This is a genomic window from Aeromonas sp. QDB39 (genome assembly GCF_027707585.1).
GTDB classification, from domain to species: domain Bacteria; phylum Pseudomonadota; class Gammaproteobacteria; order Enterobacterales; family Aeromonadaceae; genus Aeromonas; species Aeromonas hydrophila.
Genome location: NZ_JAPCIV010000024.1, coordinates 66,423 through 85,565, shown reverse-complemented (window position 1 = coordinate 85,565; position 19,143 = coordinate 66,423). Strand labels below are relative to the sequence as shown.

The window sequence follows — 19,143 nt, the reverse complement described above, 5'->3', positions numbered from 1 at the left end:
GCTACACGCCGAAACAGCGTCTGGCACAGGCCGCATGACCTCTACTTTTGAATGCCCCTAAAAATGGGGGGATTACCTGTCTACTGCCATGGCGTTGCTGCTGATGAGCAGCAGGGTAACGATAGCGCGCATAATGGATCTCCTTATCCCTTATCTATTGAACATAGTAGCCAATCGACAAAGGGGGAGGCGCGGGGCGAGATAAAACAAAGGGAGCCGAAGCTCCCTTTAAAAATCAATATCTTGGGTGTAATTACAAACGGTCGATGATGGATTGGGTGAACTCGCTGGTGGAGGCGGAACCCCCCAGATCCCGGGTTACCCGGTCGCCGGATTCGATGGTGGCGCGTACCGCCTCACGGATCCGTTCGGCCTTGTCCTGCATGCCCAGATACTCCAGCATCTGGATGGAGGCGAGGATCACCGAGGTCGGGTTGGCGATGTTCTTGCCGGCGATATCCGGCGCCGAGCCGTGCACCGCTTCGAAGATGGCGGCGCCATCGCCGATATTGGCACCGGGCGCCATCCCTAAGCCCCCCACCAGACCGGCGCACAGATCCGACAGGATGTCGCCGAACAGGTTGGTGGTGACCATGACGTCGAAGCGCTCCGGGTACATCACTAGGTTCATGCAGGCGGCATCGACGATCATCTCTTCGCTCTGGATGTCCGGGTAGCGGCTGGCCACTTCACGGGCCACTTCCAGGAACAGGCCGGAGGTGGACTTGAGGATGTTGGCCTTGTGGATGATGGTGACTTTCTTGCGCCCTTCCTGGCGAGCCAGCTCGAAGGCGAACTTGACGATGCGTTCCGCCCCTTCGCGGGTGATGATGCTCATCGCCTCGGCGCTCTTGTTGTCGTCGCTGCGCTTCTGACCGGCACCCGAGTACATGCCTTCGGTGTTCTCGCGTACCGTGATGATGTCGATGTTGTCGTAACGGCTGCGGGTCCCCTTGAAGGAGAGCACCGGGCGGACGTTGGCGTAGAGGTTGAATTTCTTGCGCAGGGAGACGTTGATGGAGGTGAAGCCACCGCCGACCGGGGTGGTGAGCGGGCCCTTCAGGCTGACCTTGTTCTTCTCGATGAGATCCAGCGTCGCCTGGGGCAGCAGCTCGCCGTGCTTCTCCAGCGCCACCAGGCCGGCGTCCGCGTATTCGTATTCGAAGTCACAACCGGCGTGGGTCAGGATCTGGATGGCGGATTCGATGATGCTGGGGCCGATGCCGTCGCCCGGGATGACGGTAATTTTTCTTTTTGACATGAGACGTATCCACTTCTAGGGAACAGAGGGGGAGGATTCGGCGGTTTTATACCATTTCTACACCTAACCCTCCATGTTTCTTTACATTCTATCTGTTTTTGTCAACAGCGAGAGTGAGTCCGGTCATGCTTGGCGGTTTCGCTTTGTCAGGCTTCGGGAGCCGGTGGATAGCGGATCTCCCGCAGGTTGAAGCCGAGGGGAATGTCCCGCTGCAGCCGTACCAGCCGTTGGGCCAGCAGGGCCTCATCCTGGTGCTGGCGCAGCTTGAGCAGCGCCTTGGCGGCGTCTTCCTGCTGGCAGGCCGCCAGCAGGCTGGCCAGATCGCCGTATTGCTGCAGCAGCTGGGTGGCGGTCTTGGGGCCGATACCGGGCACCCCCTTGATGTTGGAGCCACCGATGCCGGTCAGGGCCCAGAAATCCACCAGTTGCGTCGGCGCCACCCCGTACTGTTGCTCGACGAAGGTGGCATCCAGCCAGCGCTTGTTGAAGTAGTCGCGGATCTGGATCTGCGGGCAGATGAGCTGGCAGAACCCCTTGTCGGTGGAGATGATGGTGGCTCTGGCACCGTGCTGGGCAATGCCGGTGGCCAGGGTGGCGATGAGATCATCCGCCTCGTCGGTCTGGGAGAGCAGGGCATCCACGCCGCATTCCCAGAAGGCATCCTGCAGCTCGTTCAAGCCTTCGCGCAGCTCGGTCGGCATGGGGGGGCGCCCCTCCTTGTAGGCCGGGTAGACCTCCTTGCGCCAGCTGTGTACCTCGCCGTCGAACACCGCGATGACGTGGGTCGGCTCGCTGGCGGCCAGCAGCTTGCGGCAGGTGTTGATGAGGTTGGCACGGGTGGCGATCAACGCCTGGGCCGGGGTCAGCGCCTGCTGGGCCTGTACCGCGTGCAGCCGGCGAATGAGATTGAGGGCATCGATGATGAGCAGGTGTGGCCTTGGGTTTGACATGGGGCACTCTTGGCAGTCGGGACGCCCCATTGTAACAAACCAGCGGGCTCGATGGGGGATTGATGGCCGCGGGCATCCCCTGCGACAAAAAAGGGGCGCCATGCGCCCCTCGTTTCAGCTGTGCTGCCCGTCAGCGCACGATTTCGTAGCAGGGCACATACTGGCTGCCCGGCAGCTTCATGCGCTGCTGCTTGACGAAGCTCTCCAGCAACTTGTCCATCAGGTGCATCAGCTCCTTGTCGCCGTGCAGCTTGAAGGGACCCTTCTTCTCAATGGCGCGGATGCCCCCTTCCTTGACGTTGCCGGCGACGATGCCGGAGAAGGCACGGCGCAGGTTGGCCGCCAGCAGCTGGGGCGGCTGGTTGCGGTGCAGGTCGAGGCTGGCCATGTTGGCGTGATCCGGCTCGAACGGCAACTGGAACTCCGGTTCGATCTTGAGCGACCAGTTGAAGGAGTAGGCATCGCCGACCGATTTGCGGTATTCGCGGATCTTCGGCATCGCCTCTTTCATGACCCGGGCCACTTCCGGGGCATCGCCGACGATGATCCGATAGAGGCTGGTGGCCGGCTCGCCCAGAGTCGCCTTGACGAAGTCATCGATGGCGCGGAAGTAGTCGGCGCTCTCTTTCGGACCGGTCAGGATGATCGGCATGGGCTGCCGCTCGTTGGCCGGGTGCATCATGATGCCGAGCAGGTAGAGCAGCTCTTCGGCGGTACCGACCCCGCCCGGGAAGATGATGATGCCGTGGCCGAGGCGCACGAAGGCTTCCAGCCGCTTCTCGATGTCCGGCAGGATCACCAGCTCGTTGACGATGGGGTTGGGCGGCTCGGCGGCGATGATGGAAGGCTCGGTGAGGCCGATGTAGCGGCCGTTGCGCACCCGCTGCTTGGCGTGGCCGACGGCGGCGCCCTTCATCGGCCCCTCCATGGCTCCCGGGCCGCAGCCGGTGCAGATGTTGAGCTCACGAAGGCCCAGCTCGCTGCCGACCGCGCGGGTGTACTGGTACTCGATCTCGTTGATGGAGTGGCCCCCCCAGCAGACCACCAGATTGGGGTCGGCGCCCGGCAGGATCGCCTTGGCGTTGCGCAGGATGGCGAACACCACGTTGGAGATGTGGGTGGAGCTGGTCAGGTTGACCAGCCGGTTCGACTCCAGCTGGGTCGACACGTAGAGGATGTCGCGCAGGACGGAGAACAGGTGCTCCTGAATGCCGCGGATGATCTCGCCATCGACGAAGGCGTGCTCGGGGGCGTTGAACAGCTCGAGCTTGACCCCGCGCTCGCGCCGGATCACATGAATATCGAAGGATTTGAAGCGCTCCAGTATCTCTTTGGAGCTGTCGGTATGGCTGCCGGAGTTGAGTACCGCCAGCGAGCAGTTGCGAAACAGTTGATAGATATCGCTGGAGGCGGTTTGCTTGAGGCGGTCCACCTCGAGCTGGGACAGCAAGTCCATGCTGCCGACTGGATTGATGTGCGTAATCATAGGTTCCCCTTTCACTCGCTTGTTATCGTTGTGCTTTTCCCTGGGGAGAAAACGGGATGCCCTGTGGCATCCCTTGAATTTGATAGTAGATGTAAGCGGTGGGGCAGGGGAATAGGGGGAAAGTGCGTTTGCTGCTTTTTTAGTCGCCGATCAGGCCAGATTGACCTGATCCCGACCCGAGTTCTTGGAGCTGTAGAGTGCCTTGTCGGCCCGCTCGAACGCGTCCGTGGTGTGATCCCCCTCCCTAAACAGGGTGGCACCGATGGAGATGGTGATCTCGACCCTGGCATCGCGAAAACGGAACGGAATGCTCTTGATGGTCTGGCGCAAGGTCTCCAGCGGCTTCTGGAACTTGTCCGGGTTGATGTTCGGCAGCAGCACCACGAACTCCTCGCCGCCGAAGCGGGCGATGAAGTCGGTGTCGCGCAGGGCACCCTGAAGCGCCTTGGCCACCACCTTCAACGCTTTGTCGCCGGCCATGTGGCCGTAGTTGTCGTTGATGTGCTTGAAGTGGTCGATGTCGATGATGGCCAGGCACAACGGCGTGTTGTAACGCAGCCAACGCTTGTATTCGAGCTCGAGCCGCTCGTCGAGGGCCGCCCGGTTGTGCACCTGGGTCAGGCTGTCGAGGAACAGCTTGTGTTTCTGGATGGTGAGCCGCTTCTTGTATTCGGCGGTCTCCTCCTTCATCAGCCGCAGCTTGGCCTCCATGGTGGAGAGGCGGGTCAGCAGGTGACGCTCGCGGGCGGCCATGGCCTCCCTGTCCTGCAGCAGCAGGTTGATGGCCCCCATGTGGCCGGAGATGGCCCCCTTGAGGTCATCAATGGTGTCATGGCTGGCCAGGGTATGGTCGATGGCCTTGAGCTCCCTGTCGATGGCCTTGCGGGTATCCAGGGTGGCGCTTTGCAGGGCGCGCCCCTCGTCGAGGGATTCGGTGAAGCTGAAGTGGACCGCCGAGAGACTCTCGTTGAGGGTGCTCAGAAACGCCTGGGAGGCTTTGCGCTCCTCGCGGGTGCCCTCGATGATGAGCTCGATCACCTGCAGGCAGATCTCCGCCAGCAGGGGAGGGGTGATGCCATTGAGCAGCTGGCGGCGAATGTCCGCCAAGCTCTCGCCGACGGCGCCGGCAAAGTCGAGTTCGGTGATGAGCCGCTGCAGCTCGTCGGCGATGTGGGCGTGCACCTTGACGTCAAAGGGGGCGCCCGGCTCCGGCGCGGCAAGGTCGGTGACCGTTTCGGCCTGGTTGCCGGCAGGCGTGCTCTGGGCCAGCAGGGGCTGGGTGGGCAGCAGCTGGATCTTGATGGCCTGCTGGTAGAACTCCAGCAGCCGGATCACCTTCTTCTGGTGATCGCCGATGCCATAGCCATCCGGGCTTGCCAGAAACTCCTTGAGGGATTTGCGGGTATCTTCCGGGAAGCCCTTGAGAGCCTTGAGCTGTTTGCTGCCGAGCTCGATGGCGGACTTGGTCAGGGAGATGGACTCTTCCAGCGCGTTGCCGTGCTGCTGCAGCAGCTTCTCGATGACGGCGAGGTCGGCATCGAGGGAGGAGAGCGGCGGGTTGCCATCGAGTTTCTGCTTGAGCTTGGCGAGCTTGTTGTCCAGCTCGCGATCGTGGCCGCGACAGGCCTGCATCAGCTTGGCGATGAACTGGATGCTGCGGGCGCGTTCGGTGTCGGAGAAAGAGACGACGCCGTCCAGCTCCAGCTGCTTTTGCTGAAGGGATTCCCTGAGTCTGGCCAATTGTCCGGCTACGGCAGCGATATCATTCATTATTCAGGTCGCCCTGTTGTCATTATCGTTGTTGTGTTGGATAGCAACAGCGGTCGAACCCAGTTCCAGACCCAGTTGATTATCTATTTGTCATTGATCAACCGGCGCTTTCGTCCGTGAAAGTCGAAGCCAATTAACCCATTGCTTTTCATGAGAAGAATTTACTTTTACCAGTCCCTTGTCAATTGCCATCAAGCAGCATTGCCACACATCCCCATTAAAAAATGCGGCCTGCTGGCAATCGATGGCGGCCAGCTCCAGCCAGACGCTTTGCTGGTGTTTTTCGCTGAGCTGAATGGCTCCTGCCAGGGCCAGATAACAGAGGTCGAACAGGCCGTGATGATCGAGGGCGGTGGCCGCCTTGGGCAGGAAGGGGTGGCTGACGATGCCGAGGCTGATGTGGCGATCGAGCGGGTGCTGGCAGGGGAATTCGGCCAGTGCCGCAAGCAGTTCGCGGGCCAGTCGGTGCAGGTCTTCCACATGGCGCTGAGGCACCACATAGAGCAGGTGGCCTTCGCGCAGGTCGTAGATGCGGCCATCCTGCGGGGTGAGGCCGTTGACGTAGGCGCCGAAGGCCTGCTCTATCTCGCGGCTCACCTGATAACCGTGCTGTTCCAGGCTGTTGACCAGGAAGGGCACCCGAAACAGCAGGTAGTGCAGCTTGTCGTCGAACTCGCTGGTGGGCAGCTCGCTTAAATACCAGCGCTCGGATTTTTGCTGGCGCTTGGCCATCTCCCGCGGCCAGCGGCTCATCAGTCGCTGCCAGTTGGCCAGCCCGGTGCGTGGCTCGAGCAGCAACGCCTCGCCCAGCTGTTTGCCCTGCAGACGGGCGACCCGCAGCTTGAGCCAGAGGGTAAAGAACAGATAGATGAACAGGGTCAGCAACAGACCGGTCACCACGCTCGACCAGAGGTAGCGATCCTGCTGATGCTTGCTGGTGCTCAGCTGTTGCTGCAGCTCCTTGATCTGTTGCTCCCGCTCCACCTGGGCATAGTTGTCGCGGATCGCCTCCTGCTCCAGATCGACCTGCTGCTGGCGGACCTGTTCGCTGCGCTGGTGGAAATTTTTGTAGCTGTCCAGCGCCTGCTGCAGATAGCCCTTCTGCTCGTAGGCCGCCGAGAGCAGGCGGAAGATCTCGAACTGGCGCTGGGCGTCGCCGATCTGGTTGGCCAGTGCCAGCGCGTTTTCCAGCTGCAGGATGGCGATGCCCGCCTCCTTCTGCTTGAGGTGCAGCTCACCCAGCAGCAGCAGGGTGTCGATCAGCGGCTCCTTGTCGTCCCCCAGCTCGTGGGACTGGCGGGCCGCGGTGAGGTAGTTGCGGGCCAGGGTCAGGTTGCCGGTTTCCAGATAGGTTTTGCCTATCTCGTACTTGAGATGGGCGATGCGGGTGCGGTTGTTGCCCTCGTCCAGCAGATCCAGGGCATTGAAGAAGTAGACCAGCGCCATGTTCATCTCGCCCTGCTCCCGGTTGAGGCGGGCCAGCACGATGAGGGCGTCGCTCAGCAGGGAGGGATTGCCGAGGGCATGGAAGTAGTTGGCGGCCTCGTTGGCGTATTGCAGCGCCTTCTGCGGCTCCTGCTCCTCCTGATAGAGGTTCACTATCTGGTTCGACAGCAGGCCGAGGAACAGCGGATCCTGCAACCCTCTGGCCTGCTGCTGGGCATCGATGTAGTCACCCAGCGAGAGCTGGGGCTGTTTGAGGGCGTGGTAGAGGTCGCCGCTCACCGCGCTGACCCAGGCGCTGGCCAGCGGATTCTTGGTCTGATCCGCCCAGCGACGGGCTTCGGCCAGCTGACGCTTGGCCTCGTCGAACTGGTGCGCCTCTATGCTGGCGTTGGTGCGCAGCAGCCGGCTGTAAACCTGCAGCTGGCTCTCTTTCAGGCTGGGGGTGCTGAGCAGGGTCTCCAGCTGGCCGAGCAGGCCGCCGCTGGCGCCGTGGGAGCGCTCCTGCAGGTTCTGGCTGCGGATCTTCAGATAGAGGCCGTGGGCCTGCAGCTCCAGTTGTTGCTCCTTGGCTGCCATGGCGATGCCCTGATCGAGGGACTTCTGGGCCGCCTGGAACTGGCCAAGCTGCAGCAGGCACTCCCCCTTGAGCAGGTGGGCACCGGTGGCCTGGGCGGCGGTGCCATAGCTCAGCAGTGGCTCCCGATAGCCGTACTCCTGGCGATTGCTGATGATTTGCTTGGGATTATTGGCCGTGCGGGTGAGGAAGGCGGAGGTGATCTGCACGCATCTGGCGGGATCGGTCAGCACCAGGGTCTGGGCCTGTTGCAGATCGATGGACAACTGCTCCTTGGCCAGATCCAGATCAGGAGCCGACAGGGAGGACATCATCATTGCCAGAAAAAACAGTTGATTCATTGGATTAAGGGCAGCACGGGAGTGAGGGCATGTTATCCAAGCCCGCCCCCGTGCGTCCAGAGTTTACTGACAGATTGCACGCCGACCCCGCGATCCGGGCCGTGGCAGCGTTGCAGGCCCGGCGGGGTGACCGGTTATTGCCGGATCAGGCGCAGGTTGGCCGGCACCACTTCCCAGTCGCTGCGAAACGGGTTGATGTCCAGGCCGCCGCGACGGGTGTAGCGGGCATAGACGGTCAGCTGGCTCGGGCGGCAGAAGTGTTTGAGATCGGTGAAGATCCGCTCGATGCACTGCTCGTGGAACTCGTTGTGCTGGCGAAACGAGATGAGGTAGCGCAGCAGTTTTTCCCGGTCCAGCTGTGGGCCGCGATAGTGGATCACCACGGATCCCCAGTCCGGCTGGCTGGTCACCAGGCAGTTGGACTTGAGCAGGTGGCTGTGCAGGGTCTCCTCCACTTCCTGGCTGCCGGCCGCGCCTTGCAGCAGGTCGGCATCGAACTCGTAACAGTCCACGGTGATGTCCTGTTTGTCGATGCACTCGCCCGGCAGGGCGGCAATGTGGTGCGGAGCCTGGGCCAGCGGGAACAGGGTGACGCTCACGTCGCTACCGGAACAGGCGCTCAAGTCCTTGACCAGCATAGCCTGCACCGCTTCCAGCGAGTCACAGCGGGTCTGGTTGAAGGAGTTGAGATAGAGCTTGAACGACTTGGATTCGATGAGGTTCGCGCTGGTGGCGGGGACCGAGACCTCGCCGACGGCGACCATGGGCTTGCCCTTGGCATTGAGCCAGGAGAGCTCGTACAGGGTCCAGACATCGCAACCCTGGAACGGCAATTCGCCGCCAAGACCGAGGTCGTCGCGGTTCAGGCTGCGGGGCACCGGCTGCAGCAGGGCCGGGGTGTACTGGCTGATGTAGGCCGACTGTTGACCCAGGCTCAGCCCCTGCAGGGCGCTGGCTCCGGCGTATCTCTCTTGTTTGCTCATGTGTGCTGACTCGAACGTTGGATGGGCGATGGCAGAGCATGCGCCCGATGGGGGCGGCAAGGCGGGGAGCGCCGGCTGGCGATCCGCGCTGCACCTTGTCTGCTCATGGCTTTGATGGTGCAATAGCGAACTTTGGCAGCAATTGTGGGGAATTTCGATGTCGGATCAAGTCTTGTCTGCCCTGGAACACTTTTTTTTGCGCTGGCAGCGCGATGGCGAGGCGAGGCGAGGGCTGCCCTTGTGCGAGTGGGAAGCCGACTGGCGCTCCCCCTGCGAGCTGGATGAGCCCAAGGATGGGCGGGTGGCTTGGCGCCCGCATCGGCGCGCCGAACCCGCCGATTTCACGGCGATGAACGAGGCGCTCGAGCTGACCCTGCATCCGGCCGCACAGGCCCTGTTTGGTGGCTGGTTCAGCCGCCCTGTGCCCTGCCTCTACAAGGGGTTGCGGCTCGAGTTTGTGCTGCCCTGGAACGAGGCGGATCTCGACTTGCTCAAGGAGAACCTCATCGGCCACCTGCTGATGCTGCGCAAGTTGAAGCGCTCACCCTCTTTGTTCATCGCCACCACCCGCAACGAGATGACGCTGGTGTCGCTCGACAACGAGAGCGGGCAGGTGTGGCTGGAGTGGCTCGACTCGGGTCGTCGGTTGGTGCTGGCGCCCTCACTGCCGGCGTTCCTCGCGCGGCTTGAGACTTTGCCGCAATAAGCCGCAATAAACAGCGTCAGTTGCAATGAAAAACGCCTTGCCGACCGGCAAGGCGTTTTTGCTTGGTTCACCGCCGGGCTCAGTCCTTGAAATCCCAGGAGAGGTTGGCGACCAGCCGGCAGGGATCGCACTTGAAGTCGAAGATCTCGTGCAAGGGTTCGGCCAGCGCCCACTCGCCGCCGCAGCTCGGACAGGGACGGGCTTTCTCCTCGGCCGCACTCCGGCCGCCCACCCGGTAGAGGTAGTAGTAGGTGGGGATGCCGGTGAGGGCTTCCAGCCGCTTGCCGAGATCGCTGCCACGGCGCTGGAGCCGGCTACCCACTTCACCGATTTCATGCAGCGCCGCATGCTCGGCGATGGAGCCGTTCATCTGCAGCTGATCGCACGCTTCCCAATCCTCCTGCCACTTGATGATCTGCTTGTGGTCGCCGTTGGCGACGGCTGGCAGCCGATAGAGCGGGATGGGGGCGAAGTGGTCACCGCAGCGCAGCGGCGAACAGGTGTGCAGGAAGCTGGTGTAGAGCAGCATCCAGCTGGGGCGCTCACCATCATGACCGCAAGGGTCGGTGCTGTCGGAGAGCAGATCCGCCCCCTGCAACTGGAGTTTGGGGGCGAGCAGGCCGGCCTGATTGAGCTGCTGCTCGGCCAGCTTGACCTGCTCGCTCTGGTTGTCCGGGTGCAGGCTGTCCTGCTCCGGGCAGACCACCCGGCTGACGAAATAGCCCTCGTGCATGCTGGTGGGAAACTCCCGGCCGAGGATCTGGCCCTGATAGCGCAACATGTCGAGGTAGTTGACGATGGCCCGCTCGGCCTCGCCCAGCGAGGTGTCGCGATAGCACTCAAAGCAGAGTTCAAGGATGTACATGGCTCACTGCTTCCCCTGCTGGAGCAGCAGATCGGTCAGCCGATCCACCTTCTGTTCGAGCCGTTCGAGCCGTTCGGCAAGCTGCAGCAGGGTGGGCTCGGCGGCGGGAGCAGGGGCCATCTGCGCTGTGCTTCCGGCTTCCGGGGCGCTGGCGGGCTGCTGCTTCCACTGGCTCAGCACTTTGAGCAGCTCGGCCATGGGGACGGGCTGGCTGAGGCGGGCCTTGACCATGGCGGTGGAGGGGGTGATCCCCTTGGCGGCCAGTTCATTGGCGATGCGGATGATCTCTTGGGCTGACATGGGACTCCTGCACAGGATGAAAAGTGGTTCGGGCTGGACGGGCAGAGAGCTTAACCAAAGCGCGGGGCGCTGAACAGCGGGGCAAGGGTCAGTCGGGCCGGCGCAGCAGCACATCCAGTTCGTCGATGGCTTCCGACCAGTCCGCATCGTTCCACAGGGCATCGCGCAGAAAGTCGGCCTGGGCGCGATTCCAGAAGGGGGCTTCCGGCAGCAGGGTCTGGTTGTCCAAGCGGTGCTCGTGAATGAAGCGGTGCAGGCTCAGCTCGTCGTTGGCCAGCCCCAGCTGGGCAAACAGGGCGGCCAGATCGTGGGTCAGGAATTCCATCTCATCTCTCCCAAGAGGCATTCCTGAACATTATAGGCCCGCCCCGTGGCGGCAGATTTACAGGGTGGGCACCCGGTGGGGTGGCAGCTCGACGCCGACCACCTGCAGCCCCTGCATGCGCAGTTGCCCCAGATAGTGGCTCTCGCCATCACTGGAGAATTCAAACTCGTAATAGGTGAGCAGCCGCAGCGGCTGGTGGGCCAGCGCACGGTGGCTGCGGGCCAGCGACAGCAGTTGCAGGTCGTGATGCTGGCAGTAGCGGCGCATGTATTGCCAGGCGAGCTCGGCCTGACGCCGCTGGTGCCAGAAGGCACCGGCACCGAGGATAAGCAGCAAGATTGCGAACATTTCACCCATCGCGGGCTCCTTCCGGGGTGTGATCCGTGGCGACAGGCGACCCGCCATGGTGGCGGGTCGCCGACATCATCAGGCCGAGGCGAACAGGCGACCGATGGCCTGGCCCAGGGCGTCGCTGCGCTCGGGGTCGCGCAGTCTGGCCAGCATATCATTGCGCAGGGCCGGCAGGGTCACCAGCTCGGCAAATACCTGATTGAAGAACTGGGTCGGCTGCAGGGCCAGCTGTTCCAGGAACAGGCTGAGCATGCCGGCATCCTTCAGATCGGGCCAGAGCCGGCCGGCGATGGCCAGCAGCAGGGCCGGGCTCGGCTGGGTTTGCAGCAGGGTCAGCAGCTTGTTGGTGCGCATGCTGCTGCCGTTGCAGGAGGCCAGTGCCCGGCACAGATAGGCCAGGGTCTCGGCATTGGGTTCGGCACACTCCTGCTCCTTGCCGATGCGCTCGAACAGGGCGCCCTGTACGGCCGGCGGCAACGGGGCGTTTTCCAGGCTCTGACAAAGGGCGTAGAGCGGCTCTTGCGGCAGTTTTGGCAGCGCCTTGCACACCAGCGCCAGGTTGCGTTCATCCTGCAGCCGCTCAGCCAGGTCGGCAAAACCCTGTACGCCAAGGGTCTGCCATCCCTCTGGTGTCGGGGCCGCCAGATAGTGGCAGAGCCCCTCGAAGTAGGTCGAGGGGGCCTGTTCCAGCTGACGGGCCAGTTTGGCGTGCAGGCTGGCCATCTTGGCCTCGGCCGGGCGGAAGGTGTAGGGATTCTCCGCCAGACGCTGGGCCTTCTCTTCGTCGAGCTCGCCGGTCAGCTTGTAGCCCAGGGTTTCCACCACCTGATCCATGAAGTGTTTGGGGCCGCTGGCGATGAGCAGACCGCGCTCGTCGAGGGCAAACTTGAGAAACCACAGGTAGTGACGGGATTCGGCCGGCTGGAAGAAGTGGACGCCTAGCCAGGCGTGCTGCTGCAGGGGCCAGGGGTAGGGCTCCTGCTGCTGCTCGATGCGCTCGAAGGTGTCGCTCGCCAGTGGTCGCACCTGGCGGCCCATGTCGAACAGTTGAAACTGGGTGTCGGCCTGGGTCAAGAATTCGGTCAGCGTATTGATGGTGGACATGAGGTGATCCGGCTAAGGGTGATGCGGGCCGATTATAAGGAGGTTGCACAAGATAGCCAGTGGGGGCGCGCCGCCCGGCATCTGGCCCGGTACGCCTGGAGCGGGAGCCGACATGGCTCTTCGCCCGTGTTGCCGGCCGCAAGGGGCATGGCAGAGGATAGGGGGGAGGGTGTATAGTAACGCCCTTTTTTGCAAAGTTCGGCCTGCCGCCAGCGACACAGGATTGGCGGCGGACGGTGTGTGGTGATGAGGAAGAGAACGCAATGAATCAATATCTGCTGGTAGCCGGCCTGTTGGGTGAACTGACCGCCGAGCTGCAACGTCTGGAACGCTGGCAAGCGGCCCATCCGGGTGAAGAGGCCCTGGCCAGCGAGCTGCCATTTTGCGTCGATACCCTGAGCTTCGATCAGTGGCTGCAGTTCGTGCTGATCCCGCGCATGGAGCAGCTGGTGCTGCTGCAGGCGCCGCTGCCCAGCAGCGTCTCCCTCTATCCCATGGCCAGCGAAGTCTACAAGGAAGAGCTGGCCGAGGTCGAAGCCCTGCTGCGCCTGATCGCCCGCTTCGATCTGCTGCTCTCCGGCAAAGTGGTTGAGCAATGATGCGTGAGCAGGCACAGGAAGAGAACGCCTTGCAACTGACCCTGCTTTATCAGGATGACTGGCTGGTGGCGGTCAACAAGCCCTCCGGCCTGCTGGTGCACCGCAGCTGGCTCGACAAGGCCGAGACCCGTTTCGCCATGCAGATGACCCGGGATCTCATCGGCGGTCGCCACGTCTACCCGGTACACCGGCTCGACCGGCCCACCTCGGGGGTGCTGCTGTTTGCCCTTGATCCCGCCGTGGCCCGCACCCTGACCGAAGCCTTTGCCGCCCGTCAGGTGCACAAGGAGTATCTGGCGCTAGTGCGCGGCTGGGCCCCCGAACAGGGGCTCATCGATTATCCGCTCAAAGAGCAGCTGGACAAGATCGCCGACGCCATGAGCGATCCGGATCGTCCGGCCCAGGAGGCGGTGACCGCGTTTCGTCGCCTGCATCAGGTCGAGCTGCCCCATGCGGTCTCCAAGAAACACCCCACCAGTCGCTACAGCCTGGTTCGGCTGTTCCCCAAGACAGGTCGCAAGCATCAGCTGCGCCGCCATATGGATCATTTGTTCCACCCCATCGTCGGTGACACTACCCACGGCGATGGCCGCCACAACCGCTTCTTTCGCGAGCATTATGGTTGCGATCGTTTGCTGCTGGTGGCTCGCACCCTCAGCTTTGAGCACCCGGTGCTGAAGGTGCCGATGCGGATCCAGGCACCGCTGGGGCAGGAAGTGCTGCAGCTGTTTGCCGAACTGGGCTGGCCTGCCAGCGAGAGCGACTACTGAGGCTGACGATCGCGGGGTGTTGCCCAAGCTGTTGCTGTGGCATGCTGGGCATCCATGTTGGTCAAAGGGGTCCGTGATGGCGCAGATAGACATAGTGGTGGGTACCGTATACGGCGCGGCCATGCTGGTGGCCGAGACGTTGGCGGCACAGCTGGAGCAGGCGGGGCACGGCTGTCAGGTGTACGAGGAAGCCGAGCTGGCAGATCTGGATGCGAGTCGATTCTTGCTGGTCATCACGGCTACCACGGGGCAGGGTGATATTCCGCCCAATCTGCAGCCACTGGCCACCGCTCTGGCTGACCGGGCCCCCTACATGAAAGGGTGGCGTTATGCGCTGGTCGCCATGGGGGACAGCAGCTACGAGCATTTCTGCGGCGCCGGTCGTCACCTCGATGCGCTGTTGCAGGAGCTCGGTGCCAGTCCTCTGCTGCCCCGGCTGGAAATAGATGCCACCGTCGACGATGAGCCGGAAAAGGTAGCGCTGGCCTGGCTCAATGGCTGGCAAAATAAACTGTAGCGATCGTCCGTTTTTATCCTTTATTCATCCCCGCTCAGCCCGTCTGGCGGGGATGTTTATTTTGCGGTAATCAGCAGTCTCAACTGACCATATTTGCCCGATATTTATCCGGTTATTTTCCACGCCATCCCCGCTTTGTTCAGCGATTTATTTCGGGGGCAGCCGACATGCCTCAAATTTAAAAGTTCCCCATTGAAAGCGATTTCAGTCATGTTTTTGTCATCAACTTGAATATTTATAACTTATTCATCGAAGCGAATTAATGGTTGGTAGCGGTTTCATGGTGGATCTTTTCTCTTTTATCCCCGTGTGGGTGGTGAGTTATTGCATAGTTAGGTTGATTGTCATCGTACAAAACCCTCCACGGCCAATGCTGGGCGATTTGTCGCCATTTTGTGAATCAGCTCATGTTTGTCCCGAAATTGGCTACCTATAATCGGCCTCGGTTATCACCTAAACGTTTTTATGGTGATAAGAACTTGGATATTCAGGATCACACTCCTCTCAGCGGGAATAAGGAAAATGAAAATGAAAGCAAAGTGGCTCCCGATCGCTGCAGCAGTAACCGCAGCCCTGGCTTCCCAAGCCGCCTTCGCCGTTGATTTCCACGGCTACATGCGTTCCGGTGTCGGTACTTCCGATAACGGCAGCCTGCAAACTTACAGCAAACAAAAAGTCGGTCGTCTGGGCAACGAAGCCGAGACCTACGGCGAAGTACAGCTGGGTCAAGAGGCTTACAACAAGGATGGCAAGTCCTTCTACGTAGACTCCATGTTTGCAATGGTCTCCGGTCAGCAAGGTCGTGACTGGGAAAGCACCAGCGGCAGCGATGCCGACTTTGCACTGCGCCAATTCAACGTGCAAGCCAAGGGTGTGCTGGGTTTCGCACCGGAAGCCACTCTGTGGGCTGGTAAGCGTTACTACCAACGTCACGACATCCACATCTCTGACTTCTACTACTGGGATGTGTCTGGTGCCGGTGCTGGTGTAGAAAACATCCAGGCAGGTCCGGGCAAGCTCTCCTTTGCATGGCTGCGTAACGACCCGTGGGAAGATTACGATCAGTTTGTAGGTGGTGTGGGTGTCGACAAACGTGTAGATACCGACGTACTTGACCTGCGTTATGCTGGTATCCCGCTGTGGAAAGACGGCTCCCTGGAGCTGGGCTATGACTACGCCCGTGGCAACCTGACTGATGAACAGAAAGCTGCTCTGGGCAGCAAGGATTACGAGAAAAACGGCCACATGCTGACCGCCGAGCTGACCCAATCCATGTTGGGCGGCTTCAACAAGACCGTAGTTCAGTATTTTGCAGACGGTTATGCCTCTCAGGCTGTTGACTACGGTAGCGGTTCTGGCAGCGGCCTGAGCCAATCTGCCGCCAAGGGCGATGGCTGGCGCTTCATCAACTGGGGCGTGCTGCCGGTTGGCGACAAGGTCGAGTTCGGTCACCAGCTGGTTTACGGTACTGCCAGTGACATCGACAATGACAGCGCTGACAAAGATACCTTCTCCGTTGTCGTTCGCCCGATGTACAAGTGGAATGACACCATGAAGACCATCGCCGAGCTTGGCTATCACCATGACAGCTACAAGCCGAACAATGGTACCGAAACCAGCACTATCGGCAAGAAATACACCCTGGCTCAGGCTTGGTCCGCCGGTTCCAGCTTCTGGGCCCGCCCGGAAATCCGCGTATATGCTTCCTACCTAGATTCTGACGGCCAGTTCCGCCCGGATGCCAATGGCGTGAAGCAGGACGACTCCTGGAACTTCGGTGTTCAAGCTGAAGCTTGGTGGTAATTTGTTGACGTCATGACTGCAAGTGCCCCCGCATGACGGGGGCTCTTTTTTTACAACACGTTTCTTAGGGTCACGCGATGAGATATTCCAGATTAGCCTTGACTGTATTCTGTTCTGTTGTGCTGGGTGGGTGCGCCACGTTGGAAACGACGGTAGCGCCGACTCAGGAGTTCAAGTCCATCATGGGAAATCGCGACGTTGCGATGAGCCAATTGGCTACGATTGGCAGCTGCTGTCGCGATGTCTCCAGTCTGCCGTTCCAGGACATACAACCGGGCGCAACCAAGCTTATCCCCATTGATGGCAGCTCCCCCGTTTACGCTTTCAGCGAAGGGAAAAGCCACTTTGCCGCCTTCCGGTTGCCGGTCAACTCCGGTGACCTGCGCATCACGGTTGATGGCTTGATCGACAAATCGCTGTTCAACCCGACCGTCTTGATGCTGGATTCCAAATTCAATGTGACCCGCAAGTTGGGCAGCGATGTGTTCAAGTACGAGCCTGCACGCATGCTGCAAGGGGATCGCATGGAAGCCGTGTTTACCGTGGATCGCTCCTATGTTGGTAACCCCAATAACGAAAGTTACATGGTGATCTACACAGACCAGAGCGGTCTGGACAAAACAACCACCATCCTTAGCCCTTCCAAGCTGATGACCAAGTCGCTGGGGGTGGTTGATTATGGTGAAAAAGACCCCGTCATTCCGCACTCCCCCTGGGGCGTGGTCAGCCTCTCTGTGGAGGACTTGAGTGGTGTCAAAACCGAGAGCAACTATTACAAGCCTGTCTATCAGGATGTGATTGATGCCAACACCCCGGTAGTCAACACGGCACCAAACAAGCTTGTCGTGCCCCTGGCGACCGCCGGCGCAGTCAAGAGCAGTGCCCCCATGCTGAGCGAAACCGAGGCCTTCTATCAATCCCAGATCGAAAAAGCGGTGAAAGCCGGTGATATCGACAAGGCGATGCAACTGGTCAGCGAGGCGGAGCGGGCCGGTTCGACCAAGGCGAAATCGGTCTTTATTGATGCGGTGAAACGTTCCCAAAAGGGCTGAATATTGCCCGGTCTTTAAAATATAATATTTATTTGAGGCCTCCCTTGTTGGAGGCCTTTTTAATCGGTAGACTAAAATAGAAAAAACAGCAAATGGTTACATTAAGTTACAATGCGTTTCGTTGGGTATTGGTTTGATTGGCTAAAATACAATGCGAAACAGCACTTTTCATATTTATGGTTTAGCATGAAGATGCCGAAATATATCCGTAATTAGCCAAAAATTCCCGCCTAAATTATCTTGTGATCTCCCCTCCAAATTTTTTATTCGCTTACCCCTGATGGAAGATATTTGCGATCTGCTGGGTTATATTCAGCTGGTCAAAATAAACAAACCCGCGTCGAATTCATGCCGATGAGAGATGATGTTGATGATCGTCTATAAATTGGACTGAAGCGTCTACGGTAAGACATTCCATTCAGGAGCGCACACATGTTAAAAAATGCTTTCTCTAATCTGCAAAAGGTCGGTAAGGCGCTGATGCTGCCAGTATCGGTCTTGCCCGTTGCAGGTATTCTGCTGGGGGTGGGTGCTGCCCACTTCAGCTGGTTGCCGGAAATTGTCTCCCAATTGATGGAGCAGGCCGGTGGTTCCGTATTTGGTCAGATGGCCCTGCTGTTCGCAGTGGGTGTAGCCCTCGGCTTTACCAATAACGACGGTGTATCCGGTCTGTCAGCCATCGTCGGCTACGGTATCATGGTTGCCACCCTGAAGGTCATGGCGCCTGTGATGGGCGTTGAGACCATCGAAACCGGCGTCCTGGGTGGTATCCTCGCCGGTGGCGTGGCCGCATGGGCGTTCAACCGTTTCTACAAGATCCAGTTGCCCGAGTATCTGGGCTTCTTCGCCGGCAAACGCGCCGTGCCCATCATCACAGGTTTCGTCTCCATCGGCCTGGGCGTGATCCTGTCCGTCATTTGGCCGCCGGTGGGTGCTGCCATCGGTGCCTTCTCCGACTGGGCTGCCAACCAGAACCCGGTACTGGCCTTCGGTATCTACGGCGTGGTTGAGCGCTCCCTGATCCCGTTCGGTCTGCACCACATCTGGAACGTACCTTTCTTCTATCAGGCGGGTACCTGTGTCAACGCTGCCGGTGAAACCGTACACGGCATCATGACCTGCTTCCTGACTGCTGACGACGCTTCCCGCGCTGCCGGCAACGGCTTCGGTCAGCTGGCCGGTGGCTACCTGTTCAAGATGTTCGGTCTGCCTGCCGCCGCGTTTGCCATCGCGCACTCCGCCAAGCCGGAAAACCGCGCCAAGATCGTAGGTATCATGGCCTCTGCCGCCCTGACCTCTTTCCTGACCGGTATCACCGAGCCGATCGAATTCTCCTTCCTGTTCATCGCGCCGGTACTGTACGCCATCCACGCCGTGCTGGCTGGTCTGGCCTACGTGCTGACCAACTCCCTGGGTGTGGTACACGGTCACACCTTCTCCAACGGCTTCATCGATTTCGTGGTGCAATCCCCGCGTGCCGATCACATGCTGCTGCTGGTGGGTCTGGGTCTGGTCTATGCCGTCATCTACTACGTGGTCTTCACCGTGGTCATCCGTGCCATGAACCTGAAAACCCCGGGTCGTGAAGACGAAGCGGCCGAAGAGAGCGTTGGTCAGAGCAAGGACGAGATGTCTGCCGCACTGGTCTCTGCCTTCGGTGGCAAAGATAACATCGCCTCCTTGGACGCCTGCATCACCCGTCTGCGGGTCGGTGTGAAAGACGTGGCCAAGGTTGACCAGGCTGGTCTGAAGAAACTGGGCGCTGCCGGTGTGGTAGTGGCAGGTTCCGGCGTACAAGCCATCTTCGGTACCAAGTCCGACAACCTGAAAACCGACATGGACATCTGGATGAAGAGCAACTAATCGTTGCCTGAATACCAGAGTTGTTGAAAAGGGAGGCGCAAGCCTCCCTTTTTGCTGGGCGTCATAGGGTTGCCGGA

Annotated in this window: 18 protein-coding genes; 7 read left to right on the top strand and 11 right to left on the bottom strand. The window is 60.4% G+C overall.

Going from position 1 to position 19,143, the window contains the following annotated elements:
- Positions 1–253 precede the first annotated feature (253 nt).
- The 6 genes from PG899_RS15265 to queF form a co-directional block, all read right to left on the bottom strand.
- Positions 254–1,261 (bottom strand): isocitrate dehydrogenase, encoded by a 1,008-nt coding sequence (locus tag PG899_RS15265; protein WP_029301600.1) that lies wholly within the window; start codon positions 1,259–1,261, stop codon positions 254–256.
- Between the two features lie 146 nt (positions 1,262–1,407).
- The gene (gene xni / locus PG899_RS15260; RefSeq protein WP_179101301.1) at positions 1,408–2,211 is read right to left on the bottom strand and encodes a flap endonuclease Xni; all 804 of its coding nucleotides are present in this window, start codon (positions 2,209–2,211) and stop codon (positions 1,408–1,410) included.
- Positions 2,212–2,341: 130 nt separating this feature from the next.
- Positions 2,342–3,697 carry a nucleotide 5'-monophosphate nucleosidase PpnN gene (ppnN, locus tag PG899_RS15255; protein WP_011705076.1) on the bottom strand — a complete coding sequence of 452 codons (1,356 nt, stop codon included), beginning with the start codon at positions 3,695–3,697 and terminating at the stop codon, positions 2,342–2,344.
- Positions 3,698–3,847: 150 nt separating this feature from the next.
- Entirely contained in the window at positions 3,848–5,467 is a 1,620-nt protein-coding gene (locus PG899_RS15250) for a GGDEF domain-containing protein (RefSeq protein WP_043162988.1), read from the bottom strand.
- A 90-nt stretch (positions 5,468–5,557) separates the two neighbouring features.
- Positions 5,558–7,828 (bottom strand): hypothetical protein, encoded by a 2,271-nt coding sequence (locus PG899_RS15245; protein WP_017408616.1) that lies wholly within the window; start codon positions 7,826–7,828, stop codon positions 5,558–5,560.
- Positions 7,829–7,962: 134 nt separating this feature from the next.
- Positions 7,963–8,811 carry an NADPH-dependent 7-cyano-7-deazaguanine reductase QueF gene (gene queF / locus PG899_RS15240; protein WP_179101300.1) on the bottom strand — a complete coding sequence of 283 codons (849 nt, stop codon included), beginning with the start codon at positions 8,809–8,811 and terminating at the stop codon, positions 7,963–7,965.
- Positions 8,812–8,968: 157 nt separating this feature from the next.
- Here queF and syd point away from each other — a divergent pair, with 157 nt between their 5' ends.
- Entirely contained in the window at positions 8,969–9,517 is a 549-nt protein-coding gene (gene syd, locus PG899_RS15235) for a SecY-interacting protein (protein ID WP_077095270.1), read from the top strand.
- A 79-nt stretch (positions 9,518–9,596) separates the two neighbouring features.
- Here the strand turns inward: syd and PG899_RS15230 are convergent, their stop codons facing one another.
- The 5 genes from PG899_RS15230 to PG899_RS15210 all read right to left on the bottom strand — a co-directional run bounded on the left by PG899_RS15230 (position 9,597) and on the right by PG899_RS15210 (position 12,462).
- A complete protein-coding gene (locus PG899_RS15230) occupies positions 9,597–10,382 on the bottom strand; it encodes a Zn-ribbon-containing protein (protein WP_041217208.1) in 786 nt (261 codons plus the stop codon).
- 3 nt (positions 10,383–10,385) lie between these two features.
- Positions 10,386–10,682, bottom strand: a complete 297-nt coding sequence (locus PG899_RS15225; RefSeq protein ID WP_017408612.1) for a hypothetical protein — start codon at positions 10,680–10,682, stop codon at positions 10,386–10,388.
- A gap of 88 nt (positions 10,683–10,770) precedes the next feature.
- A complete protein-coding gene (locus PG899_RS15220) occupies positions 10,771–11,007 on the bottom strand; it encodes a DUF2789 domain-containing protein (protein WP_011705082.1) in 237 nt (78 codons plus the stop codon).
- 57 nt (positions 11,008–11,064) lie between these two features.
- Entirely contained in the window at positions 11,065–11,364 is a 300-nt protein-coding gene (locus PG899_RS15215; RefSeq protein WP_011705083.1) for a DUF3301 domain-containing protein, read from the bottom strand.
- Between the two features lie 69 nt (positions 11,365–11,433).
- The gene (locus PG899_RS15210; protein WP_077095269.1) at positions 11,434–12,462 is read right to left on the bottom strand and encodes a DUF3549 family protein; all 1,029 of its coding nucleotides are present in this window, start codon (positions 12,460–12,462) and stop codon (positions 11,434–11,436) included.
- A gap of 263 nt (positions 12,463–12,725) precedes the next feature.
- Here PG899_RS15210 and PG899_RS15205 point away from each other — a divergent pair, with 263 nt between their 5' ends.
- The 6 genes from PG899_RS15205 to ptsG all read left to right on the top strand — a co-directional run bounded on the left by PG899_RS15205 (position 12,726) and on the right by ptsG (position 19,066).
- Positions 12,726–13,061, top strand: a complete 336-nt coding sequence (locus PG899_RS15205) for a YqcC family protein (protein ID WP_011705085.1) — start codon at positions 12,726–12,728, stop codon at positions 13,059–13,061.
- Positions 13,058–13,831, top strand: a complete 774-nt coding sequence (gene truC, locus PG899_RS15200) for a tRNA pseudouridine(65) synthase TruC (protein ID WP_029303719.1) — start codon at positions 13,058–13,060, stop codon at positions 13,829–13,831. The genes PG899_RS15205 and truC overlap by 4 nt, the downstream gene beginning before the upstream one ends.
- A 76-nt stretch (positions 13,832–13,907) precedes the next feature.
- Positions 13,908–14,348, top strand: coding sequence for a flavodoxin (locus tag PG899_RS15195; protein WP_077095268.1), 441 nt, complete (start codon positions 13,908–13,910; stop codon positions 14,346–14,348).
- A gap of 528 nt (positions 14,349–14,876) precedes the next feature.
- Positions 14,877–16,151 carry a maltoporin gene (locus PG899_RS15190; RefSeq protein ID WP_010634786.1) on the top strand — a complete coding sequence of 425 codons (1,275 nt, stop codon included), beginning with the start codon at positions 14,877–14,879 and terminating at the stop codon, positions 16,149–16,151.
- Positions 16,152–16,333: 182 nt separating this feature from the next.
- The gene (locus PG899_RS15185; RefSeq protein ID WP_232105248.1) at positions 16,334–17,203 is read left to right on the top strand and encodes a MalM family protein; all 870 of its coding nucleotides are present in this window, start codon (positions 16,334–16,336) and stop codon (positions 17,201–17,203) included.
- A gap of 432 nt (positions 17,204–17,635) precedes the next feature.
- On the top strand, positions 17,636–19,066 hold the full coding sequence (ptsG, locus tag PG899_RS15180; protein WP_011705090.1) for a PTS glucose transporter subunit IIBC: 1,431 nt from the start codon (positions 17,636–17,638) through the stop codon (positions 19,064–19,066).
- Positions 19,067–19,143 lie beyond the last annotated feature (77 nt).

Bases quoted from the DNA above. Each gene is read 5' to 3' on its own strand.
- PG899_RS15265 (WP_029301600.1), bottom strand. From the start codon at position 1,261: ATGTCAAAAAGAAAAATTACCGTCATCCCGGGCGACGGCATCGGCCCC.
- xni (WP_179101301.1), bottom strand. From the start codon at position 2,211: ATGTCAAACCCAAGGCCACACCTGCTCATCATCGATGCCCTCAATCTC.
- ppnN (WP_011705076.1), bottom strand. From the start codon at position 3,697: ATGATTACGCACATCAATCCAGTCGGCAGCATGGACTTGCTGTCCCAG.
- PG899_RS15250 (WP_043162988.1), bottom strand. From the start codon at position 5,467: ATGAATGATATCGCTGCCGTAGCCGGACAATTGGCCAGACTCAGGGAA.
- PG899_RS15245 (WP_017408616.1), bottom strand. From the start codon at position 7,828: ATGAATCAACTGTTTTTTCTGGCAATGATGATGTCCTCCCTGTCGGCT.
- queF (WP_179101300.1), bottom strand. From the start codon at position 8,811: ATGAGCAAACAAGAGAGATACGCCGGAGCCAGCGCCCTGCAGGGGCTG.
- syd (WP_077095270.1), top strand. From the start codon at position 8,969: ATGTCGGATCAAGTCTTGTCTGCCCTGGAACACTTTTTTTTGCGCTGG.
- PG899_RS15230 (WP_041217208.1), bottom strand. From the start codon at position 10,382: ATGTACATCCTTGAACTCTGCTTTGAGTGCTATCGCGACACCTCGCTG.
- PG899_RS15225 (WP_017408612.1), bottom strand. From the start codon at position 10,682: ATGTCAGCCCAAGAGATCATCCGCATCGCCAATGAACTGGCCGCCAAG.
- PG899_RS15220 (WP_011705082.1), bottom strand. From the start codon at position 11,007: ATGGAATTCCTGACCCACGATCTGGCCGCCCTGTTTGCCCAGCTGGGG.
- PG899_RS15215 (WP_011705083.1), bottom strand. From the start codon at position 11,364: ATGGGTGAAATGTTCGCAATCTTGCTGCTTATCCTCGGTGCCGGTGCC.
- PG899_RS15210 (WP_077095269.1), bottom strand. From the start codon at position 12,462: ATGTCCACCATCAATACGCTGACCGAATTCTTGACCCAGGCCGACACC.
- PG899_RS15205 (WP_011705085.1), top strand. From the start codon at position 12,726: ATGAATCAATATCTGCTGGTAGCCGGCCTGTTGGGTGAACTGACCGCC.
- truC (WP_029303719.1), top strand. From the start codon at position 13,058: ATGATGCGTGAGCAGGCACAGGAAGAGAACGCCTTGCAACTGACCCTG.
- PG899_RS15195 (WP_077095268.1), top strand. From the start codon at position 13,908: ATGGCGCAGATAGACATAGTGGTGGGTACCGTATACGGCGCGGCCATG.
- PG899_RS15190 (WP_010634786.1), top strand. From the start codon at position 14,877: ATGAAAGCAAAGTGGCTCCCGATCGCTGCAGCAGTAACCGCAGCCCTG.
- PG899_RS15185 (WP_232105248.1), top strand. From the start codon at position 16,334: ATGGGAAATCGCGACGTTGCGATGAGCCAATTGGCTACGATTGGCAGC.
- ptsG (WP_011705090.1), top strand. From the start codon at position 17,636: ATGTTAAAAAATGCTTTCTCTAATCTGCAAAAGGTCGGTAAGGCGCTG.